The sequence below is a fragment of the Amycolatopsis saalfeldensis genome (assembly GCF_900110575.1).
Taxonomy (GTDB): Bacteria; Actinomycetota; Actinomycetes; order Mycobacteriales; family Pseudonocardiaceae; genus Amycolatopsis; species Amycolatopsis saalfeldensis.
Window position 1 is genome coordinate 205282 of record NZ_FOEF01000019.1, and the last position, 23474, is coordinate 228755.

Sequence of the window (23474 nt, forward strand, 5' to 3'; positions counted from 1 at the left end):
GGGTAACTGCCCGAATCCCCTGACGGGCGGGAGGCGCGTCTGCGGGGTTCCGCTTCGGGTTCTGGCTCCGGGCGGTGCGGGGTGGGCTCGGCGTCGGTCTCGAAGATGGGGCGTTCGCCGGTGTGGCGGGCCACGACGTCGGAGACGCTGATGCCGCCGTGGGTGTCCATGGAGCGGCGCCTGCCGGTGCGGGCTCCGGTACCGCCGTCCGAGTGGCGACCGGTGCCGGAGGGGTAGCGCTCGTCGGGCACTCGGTCTCCTTTCGCACTTCAGGTACTGGTCAGGCACTTCTCGAGCCGGCGGCGTCGCCTTCCGTACGGCCTCTCCCAGGACATGTCGCACCCTGGCGGGTTTTCGTTATCGTACGGATACCCGGCGTTCGTGACGACACCCTCCCGCGAATTTCTTCACCATGCGTCTAACTGACACGGCCTGAAGCGGGCGAACAGGTGAAAGTCAGGTTGTGCGAAATGGAGTAATCCCGCGTTTACGTTACTCAGAGTGGGTAATTACCCTGGCCGTTTCACGGTCGTGATAGGCGACTCTGTTACGTCCGGCGCGCTTCGCGGCGTACAGCAAGTTGTCCGCGCGGAGCAACTGCCGCTGGGCAGCCTCCGTGTCGGCGGACGCATACGCCAGGCCCACACTGATGGTGACTCTCAGTCCAGGCTGGAGTTCTGACCAGGGGTGACGCGCGACGCGCACTCGCGTCGCGTCGGCGAGGCGGATCGCGCCGGCCGCGTCGAGGCCCGGGAGCACGAGCACGAACTCCTCGCCGCCGTAGCGCGCGCAGAAGCCGTCCGCCGGCAGATCCTCCTGGAGGAGGTCCGCGACGCGGCAGAGGACCCGGTCGCCCAGCAGATGACCGTACGTGTCGTTCACGTGCTTGAACCGGTCCAGGTCGATCAGCGCGAGGGCGAGGCCGCGGCCGGACGGCAGGCTCGGCAGCCGCTGGTCGAGGTACCGCCGGTTGTAGCTCGACGTCAAGGTGTCACGGAGGCTGCCGGCCCGCGCGATGTCGAGCGCGGAGCGCAGGTGCTGGTACGCGCGCTGCCAATCACCCTGGGTGGCGAACATCCCGGCGATGGACTCGTGCAGTGTCAACAGGTCCGGCGCGCCCACCGTGAGCCTCGCCCCGCGCTCGTCCTCGGCCGCCACACCCACCTCCGCCACCTCATGGTTGTCGACCTATAGGAGCGGTCGCTTGAGGTATCGGTACGGGCTGACGCGAATATCGCTCAAGTGGACGACGCCGGAGTGCGGTTGTCACGCACCGAAGTTCTGTTGCCCCAGCAACGAGAACGGCTCTTCGGTCTTGAGCTGGGCGTACTGGTCCTTGGCCCAGTAACTCACACCAGCACCAGGATCCTGGAGCAACTGTGCGTAATCAGCCCAGGAAACCCACCGCCAGCCGCCGACTTCCGCCGGGTTCGGCTCCGGGTCACGGTCGGCCCAGGCGACGAACACCGGGCAGAACTCGTTCTCGACGATGCCCTCGAACGGCGGCGTCCGGTAGCGGTAAGACGGCAGCACGCACCTCAGGTCCGCCAGCTCGGGCAGCCCGATCTCGTACGCCGCCCGCCGGCGCACGGCGTCTTCCAGCGCCTCGCCCGGCGCCGGGTGGCCGCACACGCTGTTGGTCCAGACGCCCGGCCACACCTTCTTGTCCTGCGCCCGTTGTGTGATCAACAGGGCTTGGTCGGACCGGCGCAGCACGTAGCAGGAGAACGCGAGGTGAAGCCTGGTCTCGGCGTGGTGGCTCGCGAGCTTCGGCCCGGTCTCGCCGGTGGGCACGCCGTCCTCGGTGACGAAGACGACGTGTTCGGACTCGGTTTCGGTCATGGTGTCCACTCCGACACTGAACACCAGCGCGGGCCGCTCGCGGTACCGCGATGCGGGTGGCCGCAGGGGTTTCCCCTCTTCGAGTGACGGACGGGGACTGTCCGTGACTGTCCAATTAGGACGTCCACAGTGGACCTTACGAAAACCACAGTGGACTCAGTGCGCCGAGAGGTGTTCGACGAGCAGCGAGGTGAGTGCCTCCGGCGCCTCCTCCGCCACCCAGTGCGAAACGTCCTCCAGCATCTCGAAGCGGTACGGCCCGGTCACCCAGTTCTCCGTCTCGAATGCCGCCACGGAGCCAAAAGCCACGTCCTCGGTGGTCCAGACGTACATCGTCGGGACGGTGATCTTGCCGATCTTCCCACCCGGCCGGCCGGCGCGGTACCAGTTGAGCGCGGCGGTGAGCGCGCCCGGCTCGGACAGCCGCTGCACGTACTCGTCGATCTTGCTCGGCGGGACGCGGCGGTCGAAGATGTCGCGCAACGCCCGGGCCCCGTCGGCCAGCATCCGCTGCTCGGTGACCCGGGTCTGCCGCCATTCGGTCATGTAGCCCGAGCGCAGGTGCTGGTCCTCGTCCGTTTTCATCGCCGCCGCCAGCGCGGCCGGGTGCGGGGTCGAGACGACGGCGAGGCTGCGCAGCCGCTCCGGGTGCGCATCGGCCGCCCACCACGCCACGGCGCCGCCCCAGTCGTGGCCGATGAGGTCGAATTCGCGCCACCCGAGCTGGTCCGCGATGGCGAAGGCGTCTTCGACGAGGGTGGTGATGCCGTACTCGGCCGGCTGCTCCGGGCGCACCGACGGCGAGTAGCCCCGCTGGTCCGGCGCCACCGCGCGGTAGCCGAGCACGCCGAGGGTCGCCACCTGGTGCTCCCACTCGACGGCGGCCTCGGGGAAGCCGTGCAGGAGCAGGACGGGGCGGCCGCCTTCGGGCCCGGCGGCGATCGCGTCGAACGCGCCGGCTTCGGTCGGGATGCTGAGCTGGTCGATCACCACTCGCACTCTACGGCCCGGCACCGACACTTTCAGCCGAGTCCGGGCAGGCAGACCTCGGCGGACAAAGGGGCACCGACAGTGGCCGTAAGGCCCTGTGCATCGTTCCTGTGCTGGGAGATGTCCGTTTTTGTCCGTGGTTGCCCGTGCGGCCGCGAGGGTGTGTGCAGAAGGGAACAGGGTGGCGACAACGAGCCGAGGGCTCACTTACCGTCACGTCGTCGTCTCCGACCGGTTCTCGCGAGGCTGTACCCGGGGTCACGACGACGTAATGAACCGCCCTGGCGGACTGGTTCCGTGTGGACGGTGAACGTTTCGACGACAAGTCGATAAATCTGGATCAGATCGAACCGAGGAGACAAACATGGCTTCGCAGAACGGCGCAAAGGTCGACTCTGGCGTAATGCGCCAGGGTGCGTCCGTCATCACCAGCACCGGTGACGGCATCACGAGGGTCAACGGTCAGGTCGACTCCACCATGCACAGCCTCCGCGCGACCTGGCAGTCGGACGCCGCGCTGGTGTTCGACCAGGCGATGGCCTCCTTCGACCAGACCGTGAAGACGATCGTGCAGCGGCTCACCACGCTGTCCGAGCACGTCACCCAGGGCGCGGCCGAGTACGACTCCCGCGACGAGGACAACACCTCGCAGGCCAAGGCCCAGGCTGCCGTCATCGGCGGCGGCGGCCTCGCCGGCTTCTGATCGTCCGCCAACTCCGTTCGCAGGAAAGGAAAATCCCCATGGCTCTGGGCCAGTTCACCATCAGCTTCACCGAAATGCAGAGCACCGTCGAGCAGGCGAAGCAGCAGTCGAACCAGATCACCGAGCTGCTCGACCAGATGCGCACCACCATCATGGCTCAGCGCGAGCACTGGACCGGTGCGGCGGCCGACGAGTTCCAGTCGACCTACGACTGGTGCCACCAGCAGGCGCTGACCCTGCCGCAGGCACTCGACGCCGCGGGCCGGACGCTCGCCACGATCAACGAGGGCACGTCCACGACCGAGGGCAGCAACGCGCAGCGGTTCGCCCAGCGCTGATGCCGGCGGCGCGGGCTCCCGGGGGCGCGGCGGCCGCGCCCCCGGGTGTCCGGCCCGAGACCCGAAAGGACAGTGATCAGCAGCCATGACGTACGGCACTCTGGACGGGACGCTTCCGCCCCCGGCCGACGACAAGCCCAAGGGCCCGTTCACCAGCCCGGGTGACCAGACTCCCCCGGACCCGGGCAAGCAGTGGATCCCGACCGGCGACGTCGGCTCCCCGCCCGCGGTCCCGGGCGGCTCCGAGCACCCCGGCAAGGGCGTGACCACGGTCAACACCAAGGCGATGCGCACGTTCGCCGACAACATGCGGACGCTGGCCGAGGGCCCGCTGGCCAACATCCCCGCCGACCTCGACGGCGTGAACATCAAGCCGGGGGTCTTCGCCACGGCGCACGACAAGCTGATCCAGCCGATCGTCGGCGAGGGCGGCCTGCGGGACACCACCCGTACCACGGTGCAGGACCTGGTGACCGCGCTGAACGACGCCGCGGACGCGGTGACCAAGGCGGCGAACGCGTACGACAGCGCGGACGAGGCCAACAAGATGACCACCGATGAGTACAACCAGTACTTCGGTCAGCTCAGCTCGGAGATCACCGGGGCGGGGCAGAAGCGCAGCTGACCGCTCCAAGTGGGCGGTGGGTTTCCAGGTTGTTTTCGAGGCTGACGAGGGACGATGGCAGACGACAACAACGGCAAAGGGTTCACGAGCGACGACAACGGTGTCTGGCCTGACTCCAGCACCACGCCGACGAACTCCACCGGTGATCCGAGCAAGGACTTCGCCGGCATGACCTGGAAACAGATCGAGGCGGCAATCCTCGGCGGCGGCTCGATGGCGCCGGGCCAGGCCCAGGCGGACCAGGCCTACTCCAACGTGAACTGGCAGTCTTTGCAGGCCGCCGCCGGGGTTTTCCAGACCACCCAGCTCAACCTCGCCATGGTCTCGCAGGCGATCAAGGACCAGACCGCGGCGCTGGCCGGCGGCGACGGCGCGTGGAAGGGCACCGCGGCCACCAACTTCAAGTCCATGATGGACAACATGGCCGCGAAGTTCGACGGCCTGGTGCACCAGATCACCGACGGCGGCAGCGGCGGGCGCAACGTCCCGAACCAGCTCGTCAACTCCGCCGCCTACCTCCAGTGGGCGCAGAACACCCTGCGCTACATCGACAGTTACTACGCCCAGCAGGTCATCGAGCGCGGCAAGGTCCTCAACGACGGGCGCGCGTACATCTCGCAGTTCCCCGACGCCGTCGAGATGATGACCAACGACATGCGCAAGGTCGGCGACCAGCTGTCCGGCAAGTACCACTCGTTCAGCACGGCCGGCAACACTTCTTCCACGCCGCCGCCTCCCGGCGGTGGTGGTGGCGACATGCCGCCGCCACCGGTGCCGCCCCCGCCGCCGCCCGTCCCGCCGCCGCCGACCCCGCCGCCGCCCCCGGCCGTCCCGCCGCCCACGCCGCCGCCCGTCGCGCCGCCGCCCCCGAACGTCCCGCCGCCCGGCAGTGGCAACGTGCCGCCGCCGAACGTGCCGCCGCCCCCCGGCGACACCGGTGGCGGCCCCGGCCCGGGTGGCAACACCACCCCGCCGCCGTTGAACAGCGCCAACGTCCCGCCCCCGCCCGGTGACACGGGTGGCGGCCCGGGCGGTGGCGGTGGCACGCCGCCTCCGTTCAAGAACCTCGCCGTCAGCCCGCCGCCGGGCTCCGGTCCCGGCAGCGACCCCGGCACCAACCCGCCGTCGATCCCGCCGCCGCCCGGCGACACCGGTGGCGGCCCCGGGAGCGGGCCCGGCGCGATCCCGCCGCTGACGTCGCCGAACATCCCGGCCCCGCCCGGCAGCGGGCCGGGCAGTGGTCCTGGAGGGAAGGACAACACCAAGGGCCTCGGCGACATCAAGCCGCCCGCGCTCGGCGGTCCCCCCGGTGACACCGGGGGCGCCAACGGTCTCGGCAACATCAAGTCGCCGTCGCTCGGCGGTCCGCCGGGTGACACCGGGGGCGCCAACGGTCTCGGCAACATCAAGTCGCCGTCGCTCGGCGGTCCGCCGGGTGCCAACAGCAATGGGCTCGGTGGCGCGAACGGCCTCGGCGACACCAACGGCCTCACGAACAACGCGCTCAACCCGGCCCAGCTCCCGCCGAGCCTGCAGAACCCGCCCGGCGACACCAAGGGCGGCAGCATGCCGATGATGCCGCCGGGCGGCATGGGCGCGGGTGGCGCCGGCGGCAACGGCTCCGGTTCCGAGCGGCCCGACTCCTCGGGTCTGCTGGGCGGCATCGACAAGCCGTGGATCCCCAGCCCGCCGAACGGCATCGGCGACCCGAACGCGCTCGGGCAGACGCCGCCGCTGAACCCGGCGTCCTGGGCCCCGCCGCCCGGGGACGTCGGCACGGGCGGCAGTGGCACCGGCGGTCCCGGCAGCAGCGGGATCGGTGGTCCTGGCACGAGCGGGATCGGCGGTCCCGGCAGCACCGGCTCCGGGCCGTCGGGCCTCGGGGGCATCAAGGGTCTTGACCCGAGTCAGTTCGTGCCGCCGCCGGGGTTGAACGAACAGCTCCCGAACGGGCAGCAGCTCCCGAACGGCCAGCAGGGCCCCGGTGCCAGCTCGCCGATGATGCCGCCGGGCGGTATGGGTGCGGGTGGCGCGGGTGCGAACGGCTCCGGTGCCGAGCGTCCCGACTCGGCCGGTCTGCTGGGTGGGGTGAACGAGCCGTGGAACTCGAGCATGCCGGACGGTATTGGTGACCCGAATTCGTTCGGTGAGACGCCGCCGTTGAACCCGGCTTCGTGGGCTCCGCCGCCGGGTGACACCGCCGGCACGGGCCTGACCGGTGCTGGCACCGGTCTGGGCGGCGCCAACGGCTCCGGCCCCTCGGGCCTTGGTGACATCAAGGGTCTTGACCCGAGCCAGTTCGTCGCTCCGCCGGGGTTGAATGAGCAGAACCCGAACGGACAGCAGGTTCCGAACGGCCAGCAGGGTGCGAGTTCGCCGATGATGCCGCCGGGCGGTATGGGTGCGGGTGGCGCTGGTGCGAATGGTTCTGGTGCGGAGCGTCCCGATTCCGCGGGTCTGTTGGGTGGGGTGAACGAGCCGTGGAACGCGAGTACGCCGGGCGGCGTCGGTGATCCGAGTTCGTTCGGTGAGACGCCGTCGTTGAACCCGGCTTCGTGGGCTCCGCCGCCGGGGTTGAGCGAGCAGGTTCCGACTGGCCAGCAGGGTGCGAGTTCGCCGATGATGCCGCCGGGCGGTATGGGTGCGGGCGGCGCTGGTGCGAATGGTTCGGGTGCGGAGCGTCCCGACTCGGCGGGTCTGTTGGGTGGCGTGAACGAGCCGTGGAACGCGAGTACGCCGGGCGGTGTCGGTGATCCGAGTTCGTTCGGTGAGACGCCGCCGTTGCAGGCCGCGTCGTGGGCGTCGGGGGACTCCGGGGCCACGGACCTGGCCGCGGCGACGAATCCGGGCGACTTCACCAGTCCCAGTGATCTCACCGCCGTGCCGCCCACGGGCAGCGCGGGAGTTCCGGCGCCCGCCCCGGGTTTGCCCATGAGCCCGCCTCCGGGTGGGATGGGCGCCAACGGTTCCGCGGCCGAGCGGCCCGATTCCGCGGGGCTGCTGAACGGTGTTTCCGAGCCGTGGTCGAGCGGGCCGGCTCCGGCCGGGGTCGGTGACCCGGCCGCGACGTCCGAGACGCCGCCCGGCGCCGGCTGGTCCACCCAGCCGCCCGTCGCGGGTTCGGGCTGGGGTACGCGGCCGGACGAGCATCAGTCCACTTCGGACGTTCCCGAGACGCCGTTCGTCCAGCCCGGCTGGGGCGTCGCGGACCCGGGTGAGCCGTCGCGCGACCGCCGTGACAAGGCCGTGCCCGGAGACACGTTCGGTGGCGGCGACCCGTCCGACGGCATCGTGCGCATCGCCGTGGTCCAGCCCGCGGAGGCCGACGACACCTCGGCGTGGGACGTCGGGACGGCGGAGTTCCTCCCCGGCCTGCTGCCCGCGACGATGCCCGTCCAGCCCGCGGAGCGCGAAGAGGACTTCACGACCGATCTGGTGGAGCGCACGGACGAGCCGTGGCGCCCCGCCGAGGACGCCGAGGCGCCGCGCGCGACTTACCAGCGGTTGCGGTCGGGCCAGGGCGAGTTCATCCCGGACGAGCTGCCCACCTGCGGCGACGGACCGCCGCCCGAGCCGGAGCCGGCTGTGTCCGAAAAGGACGCTCCCGCGGACGGCGAGGAAGAGGAAGAGGAACGCACCATGGCCGACCTGCTGAGCCAGGAGGGCAACGCGTGGGGCGGCCCGGCGAGCAAGCCTTCCGGCGTCTTGGAGTGAAGGACCGAGCAATGAAGGAGGTGCACTGGTGAGCACGGAGACCGTCAAGCGCGGGCCTCGGGCGGCGGGTCCCGAGCTGCCCGAGGGGCAGGAAGACCTGCAGGAGCCGCCGGTGCTCGCCGAGCCGGCGGCGCGGGACTTTAACTCGCTGCTGATGATGCTGCCGATGGGCATCGGGTCGATGGTGATGGTGCTGTCGTTCTCCGGGGTCGGCGGCAGTTCGCCGATGACCTACGTGCTCGGCGGCGGCATGGGCGTCTCGATGATGGCGATGAGCCTCGGCCAGCTGACGCGGTCGGCGGGTGAGCGCAAGCGCAAGATGCGCGCCGAGCGCCGGGACTACCTCCGCTACATCACGCAGGTGCGCGGCCGAGCCCGTTCGACGGCGGAGCAGCAGCGCCGGGCGGTGGCGTGGAACAACCCGTCGCCGGATTCGCTGTGGTCGCTGGCGATGGGCCCGCGGCTGTGGGAGCGACGGGTCAGCCACGAGGACTTCGGCCGGGTGCGGATCGGGCTCGGCTCGCAGCAGTCGGCGCTGGAGCTGGTCCCGCCGGTGACGAAGCCGATCGAGGACCTGGAGCCGTTGTCGGCGATTTCGCTGCGCCGGTTCACCGAGACCTACCGGACGTTGTCGGGCATCCCGACGGCGGTGGGCCTGCGCAGCTTCACCAGCGTCGAGTTCGACGGCGACCCCGAGGCCGCCGTCGGGCTCGTCCGGGCGATGCTGGCGCAGCTGGTCACCTTCCAGTCGCCGGACGAGCTGCGCGTCGCGGTGCTCACCACCGAGGCCGCGCAGTCCCAGTGGGACTGGGTGAAGTGGTTGCCGCACAACAACCACCCGACCCTGCGTGACGCGGCGGGCCCGTTGCGGCTGCTGGCGTCGGACCACGACGAGCTGATGGACATCCTCGGCGAGGACGTCGCGGACCGCGATGACCACGACAAGTCCGTCGGCCCCACCACCACTGAGCCGATGGTGGTGATCGTGGCGCACATGGCGTCACTGCCGGAGTCTTCACGGCTGCTCGGCGCGGGCCTGCGCAATGTGGTGCTGCTCGACGTCACCGGCGCGCTGCCTGGTGGGCCAAAGGTGCTGCGGCTCTCGACCAAGGGCGACCGCGTCGAGTTCCCGGCGGGCACCGGCGTCGGCTCCGCGGTGCGCGACGAGCTGTCGGTGATCCAGGCCGAGGGCCTCGCCCGGCTGCTCGCGCCGAAGCGCACGAGCGGCACGCTGGAGATCGCGGACCAGCCGTTGGAGAGCGACTTCGGCCTCACCGCGCTGCTCAACATCCGCGACGTGCACTCGTTCGACGTCGCCGCGCAGTGGCGGCCCCGCGCCGTGCAGCGCGCGCGGATGTCGGTGCCCATCGGCGTGACCGAAGAGGGCGAGATCGTCGAGCTGGACCTGAAGGAGTCGGCGCAGGGCGGCATGGGCCCGCACGGCATGCTGATCGGCGCCACCGGCTCGGGCAAGTCCGAGCTGCTGCGGACGCTGGTGCTGGGGCTGGCGGCCACGCACTCGTCGGAGATCCTCAACTTCGTGCTCGTCGACTTCAAGGGCGGCGCGACCTTCCTCGGCATGGACAAGCTGCCGCACACCTCGGCGATGATCACCAACCTGGCCGACGAGCTGCCGCTGGTCGACCGCATGCAGGACTCGCTGAACGGCGAAATGGTGCGGCGCCAGGAACAGCTGCGCGCGAGCGGCCACCCGTCGTTGTTCGAGTACGAGAAGGCCCGCGCGGCCGGCGAGCAGCTGGCGCCGATGCCGACGCTGTTCCTGGTCGTGGACGAGTTCTCCGAGCTGTTGAGCGCGAAGCCGGAGTTCATGGAGCTGTTCGTCTCGGTCGGACGGCTGGGCCGAAGCCTCGGCGTGCACCTGCTGCTCGCTTCGCAGCGGCTCGACGAGGGCCGCATCCACCGCGTCGAGGGCCACCTTTCGTACCGGATCGCGTTGCGCACGTTCTCCTCGATGGAGTCCCGCAGCGTGATCGGCGCCGGCAGCGCGTACGAGCTGCCGTCCGAGCCCGGCAACGGCTACCTCAAGATCGACACCACGAACCTGGTCCGCTTCAAGGCGGCCTACGTCTCCGGCCCCGTCCCGGCGGGCAGCGGCGAGGGCGCGGCTGTGGACGCCGCGCGCGTCAGCCGCGAGGTCGTGCCGTTCTTCACCCAGGCCCGCCCGGTCCGGCTGATCATCCGCGACGACGAGATCGACGAAACCGCCGAGAAGTCCGAAGAGGACACTCACGAGAACACCGCGCCCACCGGCCCGACGCTCGCGGACGTGTTCGTCGAGCGACTCACCGGCGCCGGCCCGGCCGCGCGGCAGGTGTGGCTGCCGCCGCTGGCGGAGTCGCCGAGCCTCGACTCGCTGCTGCCGAGCGTGCTGCCGGACCCGGTGCGCGGCATGACCGTGCAGGACCCGGCGCACCACGGCCGGCTGCGCGTGCCGATGGGCATGATCGACCGGCCGTTCGAGCAGGTGCGCGAGCTGCTGCTGGCGGACCTCTCGGGCGCGGCCGGGCACGTGGCCGTCGTCGGCGGGCCGCAGACCGGCAAGTCGACGCTGGTGCGCACCCTGGTGCTGGCGCTGGCGATGACCCACACCCCCGACGAGGTCCAGTTCTACGGCCTGGACTTCGGCGGTGGCGGCATCATGTCGATCAGCGGCCTGCCGCACGTCGGCTCCGTCGCCACCCGGCTCGAGCGCGACCGCGTGGTGCGGACCATCGAAGAGATCTCGCAGATCATGGAGTACCGCGAGAACGTCTTCTCCGAGCGGGGCATCGAGTCCATGGAGGTCTACCGCCAGCTGCGCCGCCGCGGCCAGCTGGAGGACGCGTTCGGCGACGTCTTCCTGGTCATCGACGGCTGGTTCTCGCTGAAGAACGACTACAACGAGCTGGAGGCCAAGATCGGCGAGCTGGCCTCGCGCGGCCTGTCGTTCGGCATCCACGTGGTGATCGCGTCGACGCGCTGGTCGGAGATCCGGCCGTACCTGCGCGACCTGCTGCAGACCCGGTTCGAGCTGCGCCTCGGCGACCCGATGGAGTCGGAGATCGGCTCCCGCAAAGCGAAAACGGTGCCGAACCAGCCGGGCCGCGGCATGACGCCGGACGGGCTGCACTTCCTGGCCGGCCTGCCGCGGATGGACGGCAGCTCGGCGACGGACGACCTCGCCGCCGCGACCAAGGCCGTCGCCGAGGAGGTGCACACCTTCTGGCCCGGCCGCAAGGCGCCGTCCGTGCGGATGCTGCCCTCGACGCTGCCGATCACCGAGCTGCCCCGGCCCGACGGCGACCTGCGGATCGCGCTGGGCCAGGACGAGCAGCGGCTGCTGCCGGTGTGGCAGAACTTCGAGGCCACCCCGCACCTGCTGGTGTTCGGCGACAACGAGACCGGCAAGACCAACCTGCTGCGGCTGTCGCTGCGCTCGATCCTCTCGCGGTACTCCCCGGCCGAGGCGAAGATCGTGCTGGCCGACCCGAGCCGCATGCTCGACGCCGAGGTCCCGGAGGCCTACCGCGTCGGCTACGCGACCACCTCGGAAGCGTTGCAGGAGCTGGCGAAGCAGGCCAGCGTTTCGCTCTCGCCGCGGGTGCCCGACCAGAGCATCACGGCCGACCGGCTCAAGCGCCGCGACTGGTGGACCGGCCCCCGGCTGTTCTTCGTGGTCGACGACTACCAGCTGCTCACCACGGGCATGGGCTCGCCGCTGGAGCCGTTGCTCTCGCTGCTGGCGCAGGGCGCGTACATCGGCTTCCACCTGATCGTCGCCCGCAGCACCTCGGGCGCGATGCGGGCGCTGAGCGACCCGGTGATCCGCCGGATCTGGGAGCTGGGCAGCCCCGGGATCGTGTTCTCCTACCCCAAGGAGGAGGGCAAGTTCCTCGGTGAGGCGACGCCGCGCAAGCTGCCCCCCGGCCGCGCCCAGCTGGTCACCCGCCGCGGCGTGAAGCTCATGCAGACCGGTTACGTGCCAACGAGTGCCGACGCCGGCCAGCCGTTGGCGGGAGGCCTGCGATGAAGGCCGTTTCGAACGACGCACGTGAAGGAAGGAGCGGACGTTGAGCACCATGCAACAGGGCGAACTGTGCCGGATCACCGTGTACGGCCCCCAGGGCCGCGCCGACCTGGCCGTGCCGATGGCGGTGCCGATCACCAGCCTGCTGCCGGTGCTGCTGCGGCACACCGGCGGCCGGGAGGAGCTGCGGGACTCGTGGGTCCTGCAGCGCCTCGGCGACGCGCCGCTCGACCCGGCGGGCACGCCGGAGTCGCTGGACTGGAAGGAGGGCGAGGAGTTCCACCTCCGCCCCCGCCAGGACCCGTTGCCGGAGCTGGACTTCGACGACATCGCCGACGGCATGGCCACGGCCGTGAGCCGTCAGCCGGGCCGTTGGAAGCCGGAGTTCAACCGCTGGCTGTTCCTCGGGTTCGCGATCTTCTCGCTGGTCGTGCTGGCCCGGGTGCTGCTGTACCCGGACCTGTCGGTCTTCCCGGCGGCCAGTACGGGTGTGGTGGCGCTCGGGCTGCTGGTGGCCGCGGTTTCCACGGGCGTGCAATCCGAGGACCGGGCGCTGCTCGTGCTGCTGGGCCTCGGCGGCTGCGGGTTCGCGGCCGTGGCCGGCGCGGTCAGCGTGGCCGGTATCGGGCCGGCGTTCGACCTGCAGGGCGCGCCGGTTCTGGTGGGCTGCCTGACTTTCGCGCTGGCCGGCGGGCTGGTGATCGGCGGACGGGCCGCGTGGTCGCCGTCGATCCCGTTCGTGCCGTTCGGCGCGGTCGTCGCGACCGGGGCGCTGGGCGCGGTGACGATTTGGCTGCACCTGGGCCCGGAGTTCTCCACGGTGCAGTCGGCCGGGCTGGTCTCGACCGTCCTCATCGGACTGCTCGTGTTCGCCCCGCGCATCGGCATCCGGTTCGCCCGCATCCGCGGCCCGCAGCTGCCGCGCACGGCCGACGAGCTCCAGTACGACATCGAGCCGGCGCCGGCCGAGCAGATGGTGCGCCAGACCGCGTACGCCGACGGTTACCTCACGATCGCCTCGATCGCGACCGCCGTGGTGTTCACGGCGTGCTTCCCGTTCCTGATCGGCGAGGGCCTGTTCCCGGGCCTGCTCGCGTTGCTGGTCTCGGCGGCGGTGCTGATGCGCTCACGCGCGCTGCTCGGCTCCTGGCAGCGGGTGCCGCTGGCGGTGGCGGGCTCGGTCGGGCTGGTGCTCGTCGCGTTGTCGCTGATCGAACCGCTCGCGACGAACTGGCGCGGGGCCAGCGCGTTCGGCCTGGCGCTGGTCTTCTTCCTGCTGGTGCTGGCGATGCTGCGGCCGCCGCCGCGGCGCCTGCTGCCGATCTGGGGCCATCTGGCCAACTGGCTGGAGACCCTCAGCGCGGTCGCGGTGATCCCGATCCTGCTGGAGCTGTTCGGGGTCTACTCCTGGGCCGTCGGGCTCACCGCATGAACGCCGGAGAGGTGCGCTGACCATGGTGCAGACGCAGAAGGACCACGTCGAGGCCTACTCGTTCCTGATCGGACGGATGACCTCGGCCCTCGTGCTCGGCGACGCGAGCCACCTCGACGTGCCGGCCAAGCGGGCGTGGACCGGGCTGCTCATCGGCGTGGCCCTCGGCCTGCTGATCGCGGTCGGGTTTTTCGTCTATGGGCTGATCGTGCATCACACGGGCGGCTCCGCGCCGTCTGCACCAGTGGGCGGGACCGGCGGGCCTTCCCACACGATCCGTCAGGCCACCTGAGCTTCGAACACCGCGGCAGGAAGGACGAAGGTGATCATGGACCTCTCGCTGATGCGTCGCGGGAACGGTGCCTCCGGCGCCCCCCTCGACAAGCAGACGATCGGCAACGCGCTGGTCGTGCACCCTGCCGCCGGGATGACCGAGGAGGCCCAGGCGCTCGCGCTGGGCGTCGCGGCCGACACCGAGCACGATCTGGTGGTCGTCGACCTGCCGGTGGACTCGCCGATCTCGATGTGGGAGTCGGTGGCCAAGGTGCTGCCGCGGCGCCGTCGCGGGGTCCGGCTGGTGATCGGCGGGCGCTCGCGCGAGACGACGGCGCTGGCCGGGCAGTGGCTGGCCGAGCGGATCAACCGCACGGTGCTGGCGCCGGACGGCTCGGTGATCCCGAACGCCGGCGGCACCCTGTTCGTCCACTCCGGACGCGGCAGTGGCTGGGTCAAGTTCCAGCCGGGCCGTCCGCCGAAGTGGGAGGCCAAGCGTTTCCCCCGCCCGTCTTGGGATTCCGGCCTGACCGCGGAGCTGACGTCCACCAGCTCGCGCGGCGTCGCGGAGCCGTTGCCGGGCGGGCTCTGGGTGCGTCCGGTGGGCTTCGACCAGCAGCAGCGCGAGCACCGCGGCGCGCTGGCCCGCGGCCTGCCCGCGCAGCGCGACACCATGACGATCGTGCTGGGCTGCCCCGGCTGCCCGCCGCTCACCCTCGACGACGTCGCCCGCCTGTGGGCCCGGCTGCCGGAGAACGTCCGCGCCAACACCCGTTTCGTGCAGTACGGCCCGATGTCGATGCCCGGCGGCAGCACCCTCGGCCAGGCGCTCGCGGACCTGCTGGGCCGGGACATCACGTTCTACCCTGGCCTGCCCGTCGTCGCCGCGCAGGCCATCGACGTGCGCACGGTCCTGTTCGACGGCCGCCTCGGCTGGACGACGTTCGTCCGCGAGGTCGGTTACCAGCCGCGCACCCCGCAGGGCTCGCCCGCGCCGCGCCTGCTCGACCACCGCTCCCCGATCAACGGCCTGGACGAGATTTCCCCGGCCGTGTACTGGTACGCGCCCGACGCCGTGATCGAGGTCGTCCAGTCGGGGCTGCTGGTGCGCCCGCCGCAGGACGGCCCCGACACCCCGGCGGTCCGGACGATCACGTTGGACAACTCCGTCAACAACCTCACGTTCGACGCCCCGAGCGAAGACGCCGTCGACCGCATGCGCCTGCTGGCCGAGGACGTCCTGGCCCGCCTGGACGAGCACACCCGCGCGATGAGCCGTGTGCTGCCGGCGGGCACGCTGATCGCCGAACGCTCCCGCGGGCAGATCCGCACCAAGGCCCTCGGCGAGATCGAAGCGGGTGCCCCCGTTGCTCCCGCCTCCGTCGAGTCCAGCTCGACGGAGGCGGTGACCACCTCGCCTTACCGCCCGGCCGACGCCGCGGACCTGGGCCTGGACGCCACCTCGGAACCCTCCTTCCTCCGCGCCGAGCCGACGATCACCCAACGGCTGGACCCGGATTTGGGGGCTTCGCTTTCGGCTTCGGCTTCTGCGCCGATCTCGATCACCTCTGCGCGGCTGCCAATGGCGACGGTCGAGGGGACGACTGCCGAGGAGACGGCTGACGGGGAGCCCTCGGCTCCGGCCACGGGGTCGGTTCCGGCCCCGACTCCTGCTGCGGCTCTGGAGGCAGCTCCGGTTTCCTCCGCGGCTTCGGCCTTGGACGCAGCCCCGGTTCCCACTGCTGGTCCGGCCCTGGACGCAGCCCCGGCTCCGGCTCCGACCTCGGCTCCAGCCCCGGCTGCGGCCCCGGCTCCGACCTCGACCTCAGCTCTGGCTGCGGCCCCGGCTGTGGCTCTGACCTCGACCTTGGCTGCTCCGGCTCCGACTCCGGCAACTCCGGCTCCCTCGTGGTCGACCTCGGCTGCCGCACCTTCCTCGATGCCGGCCCCGACCACCTGGTCAGGTCCGACTGGTCCGGTTCCCTCGACTCCGGCCCCACAACGACTCCCGGCGTCGAACTTCACCCCGCCCAACTTCACGCCGCCGAACTTCTCCACACCCCCGGCGTCGAGCTTGCGGCCGTCGTCCTCGCCGGTTTTCCCGCTGACACCGCCCGCGCCGATTCCCCCGGCCATGCCGCCCGCCGGGATGCCGATGGCGTCGGCCCCTCCCGCGACTCCGGCCGCGGGGATGCCGATGACCGCGGCTCCGCCTGCCACCCCGCCAGCGGGGATGCCGCCGGTGGCCGCGGGCCCGGCCGCGATCCCGGCCGCGGGGATGCCGATGGCCTCGGCTCCGCCTGCCACCCCGCCAGCGGGGATGCCGCCGGTGGCCGCGGCCCCGGCCGTTCCGCCCGCGGTCGCACCGGCGTCCTTGCCGGTCGCCGAACTGCCCGGACTCGCTGCCGAGCCGAAAACCACCGCCCCCGAACCGATCGCGGCTCCCACCCCGGCTGCCCCCACCCCTACGACCGCCACCCCAGCGACTCCCGCGACCCCCGCGGCCGGCCTGGTGACTTCCGGCCCGCTGACCTCCGCCGCGGGCCCAGTCACCACCGCCGTCGGCTCGCCCGCCGCCCCCAGCGCGCCCGCCTCGAGCGGCACTCCCGGCCAGCCCGCAACCCCGAGGCCGACAACGAGCCCGACCACGAGCCCGACCACGGGCCCGACCACGGGCCCGACCACTTCCCCCAACACCCAGCGCCAAACCACCCTCCAGCCCACCCCCGGCCCCGAGTCCACCGCGCTCCTGCCCAAGCGCGGCGTCGACAAGGAACGTGAGTGGTTGCGCAAGTCGCTCGGCGCGGAGTACGGACTGATGTCCAACTCGGTCGCGCGCATCCTGTCCGAGCACCCCGGGTTCCAGGGCGCCCTGTCGACCTCGTCGGTGGAAGTGCTCACCGATGCGGTCGCCGTGCAGCTTTACCTGTCGGCCAAGGGCACCGCGATCGACGCCGGGTTGCGCAGCGGCGTCAATGGGCCGCACGTGCCCATCGCGCGCTGTGTGGTCGCCGGGCTGAGCCGGTTGCCCTCGCACCGGGGGCCCGCGACGTTCGCGACCTCGCTGTCCGACGCAGCGACCACCCTGTACCGGACGCAGAAAGTCCTCACCGAGTGGGGTTTCCTGAACACGCTGACCCAGCCTTCGTCCACACTGGACGGTGACACCGACGTGCTGGTCTGGTCCATCACCGCCCGGCGCACGAAGCTGCTGGAGCCCGCCGAGGCCGGGGTGGACAACCGGGTGCTGTTCGTGCCCGGCACCAGTTTCAAGGTGCTGGAGCTGCGCGAACCCGGCGACGGCGCGCGCGGCCTGGTGCTGCTGCGGGAGCTGACCACGAGCGAGGTCGACGAGACGGGCAAGGTCGCGTCCGACCGGATCTCGCTGGACGAGCTGGCGCTGGTCTCCCTGCGCCGCGAACTCGAGGCGTGGGCCGAGGCCGAGGGGCGCCGGCCGATGGACAAGAAGGCGGCGCAGCGGTTCACCGCGCTTCCGGGGCTGGTGTGACTGTGGTGTTGAGGCGGGAGAGGCGGATTCGATGAACCGACAGTTGCTCGTGGTCGCCGGCGACCGGCAGGGCGCGTTCCCGACGATCGGCGCGGCGCTGGCGCAGGCCCAGCCCGGCGCGACGATCAGCGTGTACCCGGGCCGTTACGAGGAGAACCTCGTGGTGGACCGCATGGTTTCGCTGGTCGCCGAGGAGGGGGCGGGCACCGTCGAGGTGGTCGCGCGTGAGGGCAGTGTGCTCGTCGCGAACTCCGAAGCCGTGCAGTTGCGCGGATTCACCCTGATCAGCGAGGACGACAAGCTGGTGGCCGTGGACGTCGTCCGCGGTGAGGCGGCGCTCGACGGCTGCCGTCTCGTCGGCGCGTCCTGGGCGACGCTGCTCGCCCGTCTCCAAGGCTCGCTCGCGGTGCGCGGTTGCAGCGTCACCAGCAGCGCCGGCGCGGGCATCGTGATCGCCTCGCCGCAGCAGAGCACGATCGAGGACACCGAGATCGCGGACGCCGCTTCGTCCGGCGTCGTGGTGGCCGAGGTCGGTTCGGTGGTGCTGCGCCGGTGCACCGTTTCCCGCCCGCAGGGCAACGGCATCTGCGTGAACGGCGAGGCCGTCGCCGTGATCGAGCAGTGCGAGATCTCCGGTGCGCAGAAGCCCGCCATGGTCGTGGAGCAGCAGGGACAGGCGACCGTCACCGGGCTGACCGTGCGCGAGAGCGCGAACGTCGACCTGTACCTGACCAGCCAGGGCCGCATTTCCGTCGCCGGCTCGCAGTTCCTTTCCGCGCCGATGCAGGCCGCGCACGTGGCGGCGACGTCGGCGCCGTTGCTGCGCGAGTGCGTCTTCTCCGGTGCCGAACGCAACGCGGTGCAGGCGACCGGCAACGCCGCCCCGCAGTTCGTGGACTGCACTTTCGAAGGTTCGCCGGTCGCGATCATGGTCGACGGCGAGGCGGCGCCGCGGTTCGAGCGCGCGACCGTCCGCGGCTCGTCGCAGACGGCCGTGCTGGTCACGGCCGAGTCGGCGGTCAAGATCAGCGGCCTGCGCCTGACCACGGATTCCGGCCCCGGCATTGTCCTTTCAGGACAGTCGCGATTGGACCTGGCTGACGCCTCGATCGAGACCGGACGCGAGGTCGCCGTCAGCGTCACGGACTCGGCGCGCATCACCGTCACCGACATCCGGGTGGGCTCCACCGCCGAGCACGCCGTGCAGCTCGGCGGGAGCACACCGTCTTCGCTGAAGTCCGTGCTGGTGCGCGGCGGTGGCGTCCAGGTGGCCGGGGAGGCCGAGAACTCCTTGCAGGACAGTGAAATCACCGATGCGAAGGCGGACGGCATCACCGTCGCGCCGGGCGCGGTGCTCACCGCTTCACGCTGCCGAGTGCGCAACGCGGGCCGTAACGGTGTCGCGGTCGAGGAGCGCGCGCGGGTGTCGCTGGTCGAGTGCGAGGTGCTGGGCGCCGGCGAGGACGGCTTCCGGCTCGACACGCGCGAGGCCGTCACGATCCGGGACTGCGTGGTCAACGACGCGGCCGGCGAGCCCGTGCACCGCTTCGGCGAGGACCAGGTGACGGTGGACAACCTGAGCACCGACCAGGCGCACGCCACGCCGGAGCCGATGATGCCGGCCGGCTCCTTCCCCGAGCCCGGCGAGGCGCCCGCCGCGACGACCGTGAGCGAAGCGGCCGGCGAGGTGCTCGACGGCCCGCTGGGCGACCTGGAGTCGCTGGTCGGCCTGGCCGGGGTGAAGAAGGAGGTCACCGGCCTGATCAACCTGATCAAGATGTCCCAGATGCGCGAGCGCATGGGCCTGCCGATGCCCCCGATGAGCCGCCACCTCGTGTTCGCGGGCCCGCCCGGCACCGGTAAGACCACCGTGGCACGGCTCTACGGCACGGTGCTGGCGGAGCTGGGCATCCTGTCCAAGGGGCACATGGTCGAGGTCGCGCGCGCGGACCTGGTCGGACAGTACATCGGCTCGACGGCGATCAAGACCACCGAGGTGGTCGAGAAGGCCATCGGCGGCGTGCTGTTCATCGACGAGGCGTACACGCTGGCGGCGGGCTCCGGCGGCTCCGGCCCGGACTTCGGCCAGGAGGCCATCGACGCGCTGATGAAGATCATGGAGGACCAGCGCGATTCGCTGGTGGTCATCGTCGCCGGCTACTCCGAGCAGATGGTGCAGTTCCTCGACTCCAACCCCGGTCTCGCCTCGCGCTTCACGCGCACCATCGAGTTCCCGAACTACAGCGTCGACGAGCTGGTCACCATCACCACCGGGCTGACCCGCAAGCACTACTACGAGCTGACCGACGACGCGATGACCACGCTGCGCGAGTACTTCGAGCGGGTGCCGAAGAACTCGACGTTCGGCAACGGCCGCGTGGCGCGCAAGCTGTTCGAGGCCATGGTGAACAACCAGGCGTCGCGGCTGGCGCTGCAGCCGCCGTCCAAGGACTCGGAGCTGAACCGGCTCACGGCCGAGGACCTGCGGGCGGAGCTGGCGCTGCTGCCGTCGGCCGCGCAGGCGGCGGTTTCGGTCGGCTCGGACCCGGCCGCGGCCGTCGGCGCGAGCACGGGCTGGAACCGGCTGCGGAACCTCGTCGGCCAGAACACCGTGCGCCAGCACGCGCAGAACCAGCTGGTGCGGCTCGGCGGGCTCAAGCAGACCCGTCAGCCGCTCGGCCAGCTCGCGAACGTCGTGATCGGCGGCCCGCGCGGGTCCGGCCGCGCCGAGTTCGCGAAGCTCTACGCGTTGACGCTGGCCGAGCTGGGGCTGGTCAGCGTCGGGCAGCTCGTGCGGTGCTCCGTCGCCGAGGACCTGTTCCCGCGCTGGCCCGGGCAGGCCGAGCACCTCGTGCGCACCGCCATGGACGACGCGAGCGGCGGCGTGCTGGTCCTCGACCTCGACGGCGACTGGGAGGCCTCGACGCACACCCCGGGCGTCGAGGTGATCGAGGCCGTCGCCGAAGCCGTGTCACGCCGCCCGGCGGACCCCGTGGTCGTGCTCACCGGCGAGGCCCGGCGCGTGTCGGCCCTGCTGGGCTTGGTGCCCACGCTGCGCAACCAGTTCACCGTCGGCTGGGAGCTCGGCGAGTACACAGTGGACGAACTGACCGAGGTCGCGGTGCGCCAGCTGGCCCGGCGCGGCCACGACGTGCCCGAGGAAGTCCGAGACGCGCTGGCCCACGAGCTGGCGGCGGCGTCCGAGCACACGGTGCACGCGGCGCACGAGCTGGCGCGGACGCTCTCGGCCACCGCCGCTTCACGCACGCTCGCGGCGGCGGACCTGCGCGGCATCCGGCCGCCGGAGACCGGTGCGCTGGCGCTCGGCCAGGGATTGGCGTCGGTGGGATGACGGACCAGGGAGGTTTCTGATGGCTTCGCAGTACGAGAAGATGCTCGAAGACGCGCTCGGCGCGTACCAGCGTCAGCGCGAGCGTCTCACGGACGCCAAAGAGCGGATGGACTCGCTCACCAGCACCGCCACCTCCGCCCGGCGCGAGGTGACGGCCACCGTCGGGCGCACTGGTGAGCTGACCGAGCTGTCGTTCCCGACCAGCGCGTACAAGCGGATGGCGCCGGCCGAACTGGCTTCGGTGATCGTGCGGACCATCTCGGAAGCGCGGCAGGCCTCGATCGCCGCGTCGGCCGAAGAGCTGGCGCCGATGCTGCCGCCCGGCTTCTCGGCGGAGGACATGATGAGCGGCAAGGTGGACGTGCGGGCGCTGATCGCCGCACGGGTGCCGGGCCTCGAGGAAGGGAACCGGTCATGAGCGAGTTCTTCGTCGACGCGGACGGCCTCGACACCGGCCGCAACGGGTTCGGGGAGAAGGCGTCCGAAATCGAGAGCCTGGCGCAGCGCATCGCCGCGCTGGGCGACCCCGGCCGGGTCGCCGCCGCGGCGGGAAACGACAAGAACGGCACCAACTTCACGCAGACCCACGTCAAGGCCGTCGGTGAGATCCACGACGGCATCAAGGCGTGGTCGCGCGCGGTCGACGGCACCAAGGTCGCGATCGGCGACATGGCCAGCTCGTTCCGCGAGGCCGACGCCGGCGCGTTTGACATGGCGACCGACCTGCGCAACAGCTTCGAGAAGCTGAACGACGGCTCGGGTGGCTCTTCCGACGGCTCGTCGAACCCGCCGTTGGCGCGCCGGGAGGCGGCGCTGGAGCCAACCCAGGCGTTCACGGCCAAGCGACGGTTGGCCGAGCCGGCCGAGAAGACCGTGGCACTGGAACGGGCCCAGCGGATCGAGGCGATGCCCGCGGAGCGAGGTGTGCCGGCGGAGCCGTTGCAGCCACGGGAGTTCGTGAGGTCGTCGAAGCCGGGGGAGGTCACTCCGGAAATTCCGCTGGAGCCGACTCGGTCGTTCCAGCGCGATGTCGGGATTCCGGACGAGGGCGTGGTGACCGAGGGCGTCTCGACGCGGCCGATCCCCACCACCCCGGCCTGAGGTTTTTGTTCTGCAGCAGAGGAAAGTGAGGTGAACCCGCGATGAGCCTGATGGTCGACCCGAGCCTGAACTGGATCTTCTACATCATCGCGGGTGACGCCTGGCCGCAGGGCGACGAGGACGCGTTGCGCGAGCTGGCCGCCGAGTGGGACGAGGTCGCGCAACGGATCGCGTCCGCGGGCCAGGGCTTCAACCAGCTGTCGCAACACGTGACGGCGAACGTCGGCGGCGACGTGCAGACGAACTTCACCAACTTCGCGAACAACCTGAGCACGATGGGCTCGACGTTCGTGGCGCGGGCGCAGCAGCAGGCGGCGTCGTTGCGTGAGCAGGCGCTGAACATCGAGAACGCCAAGTACGGCATGTTGATCTCGATCGCGGTGACCGCGGCCGAGGTGTTGTGGGCGTTGTCGAATCCGTTCACGGCGGCGTTGGCGCCGGAGATCATGGCGGTCGGGCGCGAGGTCGTCAACGAGGTCGAGCGGACGTTGATCCAGCGCTTGACGAGCCTGCTCTCGCGGATCGCGCGCGAGGCGGCGCAGGAGGCGATCGAAGAGGTCGCGGAGGACATGCTCGCGCAGGGCATCCAGATCGCGCAGGGCAACCGCAACGGTTTCGACTGGAATTCCATCAAGCAGTCCGCAATCCTCGGCGGCGCGGGCGGCGCATTCGCCCACGTCGCCGGAAAGGGCCTCGGCAAGTTCGACAACAAGTTCGACACGAACTTCTCGAAGAACGTCTTCGGCGAAGCCGGCATCGAGGCCGCCACGGAGGTCGTAGTCGGCGGCCTCGGCGCGGTCGCCTTCGGCGGTGGCCTGGACAGCCTGGGCTGGTCCGCCCTGAACGGCGCCCTGAGCGGCGCCGCCACCCACGGAGCCCACCACGCCGGCGAATCACTCGCCGGCAAGCTAAACGGCAACGGCGACGGCGGCAGCGGCAAGGGCGGCGGCCCCAACGACGTCGGGGACACGGGTTTCAACAAGGGCAACGTCGGCGACATCAAGGCCCCGCCGCCGCCTGGTGGTGGATCGTCTACAACGGACATTGGTGGCCCGTTGGGGAATGGTCCGTCCGGCACTGGTGGCAACAGTTCTTCCGGCGCGGGTTCTCCGGGCACCGGCTCGTCGGGCAATTCCTCGGGCAACTCTTCCGGTAACGCGGGCTCGCCGCCGCCGAACAGCAGCACCCCGAACGCCAACAACACAACGAACAACGGCGCGACAAACACTGGTGGCAACAACACCAGCGGTGCCAACAACGGGAACCCCACCACCGGTGCGAACGGCAACGGCGCCAATACCGGCACCACCAACTCCAACGGTGCTAACTCCGGCACCACCAATTCTTCTGGCGCCAACAATGGCAGCACCAACTCCGGTGGCGCGAACACCAGCGGCCCTAACTCCGGTGGCACCAATTCCGGTGGCGCTAACTCCGGCAGCCCTAACTCCGGTGGCGCCAATTCCTCCGGCACCAACACTGGCGGCACTAACTCCGGCGGCACTAACTCCGGCGGTAGCAACACTGGCGGCACTAACTCCGGCGGCACTAACTCCGGCGGTAGCAACA

The 23474-nt window shown here is 71.0% G+C and carries 15 protein-coding genes; 12 read left to right on the plus strand and 3 right to left on the minus strand.

The features are described 5' to 3' along the window. Positions 1-492: 492 nt before the first annotated feature. From BMY97_RS34375 to BMY97_RS34385, 3 genes are all read right to left on the minus strand, one after another. Positions 493-1173 (minus strand): GGDEF domain-containing protein, encoded by a 681-nt coding sequence (locus tag BMY97_RS34375; protein WP_177231675.1) that lies wholly within the window; start codon positions 1171-1173, stop codon positions 493-495. A gap of 93 nt (positions 1174-1266) precedes the next feature. Beyond that, the gene (idi, locus tag BMY97_RS34380; protein WP_091625463.1) at positions 1267-1851 is read right to left on the minus strand and encodes an isopentenyl-diphosphate Delta-isomerase; all 585 of its coding nucleotides are present in this window, start codon (positions 1849-1851) and stop codon (positions 1267-1269) included. A gap of 147 nt (positions 1852-1998) precedes the next feature. Next, a complete protein-coding gene (locus BMY97_RS34385; RefSeq protein WP_091625465.1) occupies positions 1999-2832 on the minus strand; it encodes an alpha/beta fold hydrolase in 834 nt (277 codons plus the stop codon). Between the two features lie 364 nt (positions 2833-3196). Here BMY97_RS34385 and BMY97_RS34390 point away from each other — a divergent pair, with 364 nt between their 5' ends. From BMY97_RS34390 to BMY97_RS49215, 12 genes are all read left to right on the plus strand, one after another. Then, positions 3197-3535, plus strand: coding sequence for a WXG100 family type VII secretion target (locus BMY97_RS34390; protein ID WP_091625353.1), 339 nt, complete (start codon positions 3197-3199; stop codon positions 3533-3535). Between the two features lie 38 nt (positions 3536-3573). Next, entirely contained in the window at positions 3574-3873 is a 300-nt protein-coding gene (locus BMY97_RS34395; RefSeq protein WP_091625356.1) for a WXG100 family type VII secretion target, read from the plus strand. An 85-nt stretch (positions 3874-3958) separates the two neighbouring features. Continuing rightward, positions 3959-4498: a WXG100 family type VII secretion target gene (locus BMY97_RS34400; protein WP_091625359.1), complete on the plus strand. Its 540-nt coding sequence runs from the start codon at positions 3959-3961 to the stop codon at positions 4496-4498. 54 nt (positions 4499-4552) lie between these two features. After that, complete coding sequence (locus tag BMY97_RS34405) at positions 4553-8212, plus strand: WXG100 family type VII secretion target (protein ID WP_091625362.1); 3660 nt, start codon at positions 4553-4555, stop codon at positions 8210-8212. A gap of 28 nt (positions 8213-8240) precedes the next feature. Continuing rightward, a complete protein-coding gene (gene eccCa / locus BMY97_RS34410; RefSeq protein WP_091625365.1) occupies positions 8241-12242 on the plus strand; it encodes a type VII secretion protein EccCa in 4002 nt (1333 codons plus the stop codon). 49 nt (positions 12243-12291) lie between these two features. Next, entirely contained in the window at positions 12292-13671 is a 1380-nt protein-coding gene (gene eccD / locus BMY97_RS34415) for a type VII secretion integral membrane protein EccD (protein WP_091625368.1), read from the plus strand. Positions 13672-13693: 22 nt separating this feature from the next. Beyond that, positions 13694-13963 (plus strand): type VII secretion protein EccB, encoded by a 270-nt coding sequence (locus BMY97_RS34420; RefSeq protein WP_091625370.1) that lies wholly within the window; start codon positions 13694-13696, stop codon positions 13961-13963. A gap of 36 nt (positions 13964-13999) precedes the next feature. After that, on the plus strand, positions 14000-17452 hold the full coding sequence (locus BMY97_RS34425; RefSeq protein WP_143086360.1) for a hypothetical protein: 3453 nt from the start codon (positions 14000-14002) through the stop codon (positions 17450-17452). 31 nt (positions 17453-17483) lie between these two features. After that, positions 17484-20804 carry a right-handed parallel beta-helix repeat-containing protein gene (locus BMY97_RS34430; protein ID WP_091625375.1) on the plus strand — a complete coding sequence of 1107 codons (3321 nt, stop codon included), beginning with the start codon at positions 17484-17486 and terminating at the stop codon, positions 20802-20804. Between the two features lie 19 nt (positions 20805-20823). Then, positions 20824-21222, plus strand: a complete 399-nt coding sequence (locus BMY97_RS34435) for a YbaB/EbfC family nucleoid-associated protein (RefSeq protein WP_091625378.1) — start codon at positions 20824-20826, stop codon at positions 21220-21222. Further along, the gene (locus tag BMY97_RS34440) at positions 21219-21905 is read left to right on the plus strand and encodes a hypothetical protein (RefSeq protein ID WP_091625380.1); all 687 of its coding nucleotides are present in this window, start codon (positions 21219-21221) and stop codon (positions 21903-21905) included. Before BMY97_RS34435 ends, BMY97_RS34440 begins: the two co-directional genes overlap by 4 nt. Before the next feature lie 41 nt (positions 21906-21946). Beyond that, positions 21947-23474, plus strand: a 1528-nt coding sequence (locus tag BMY97_RS49215; RefSeq protein WP_091625383.1) for a WXG100-like domain-containing protein, incomplete at its 3' end; no start/stop codon positions are given.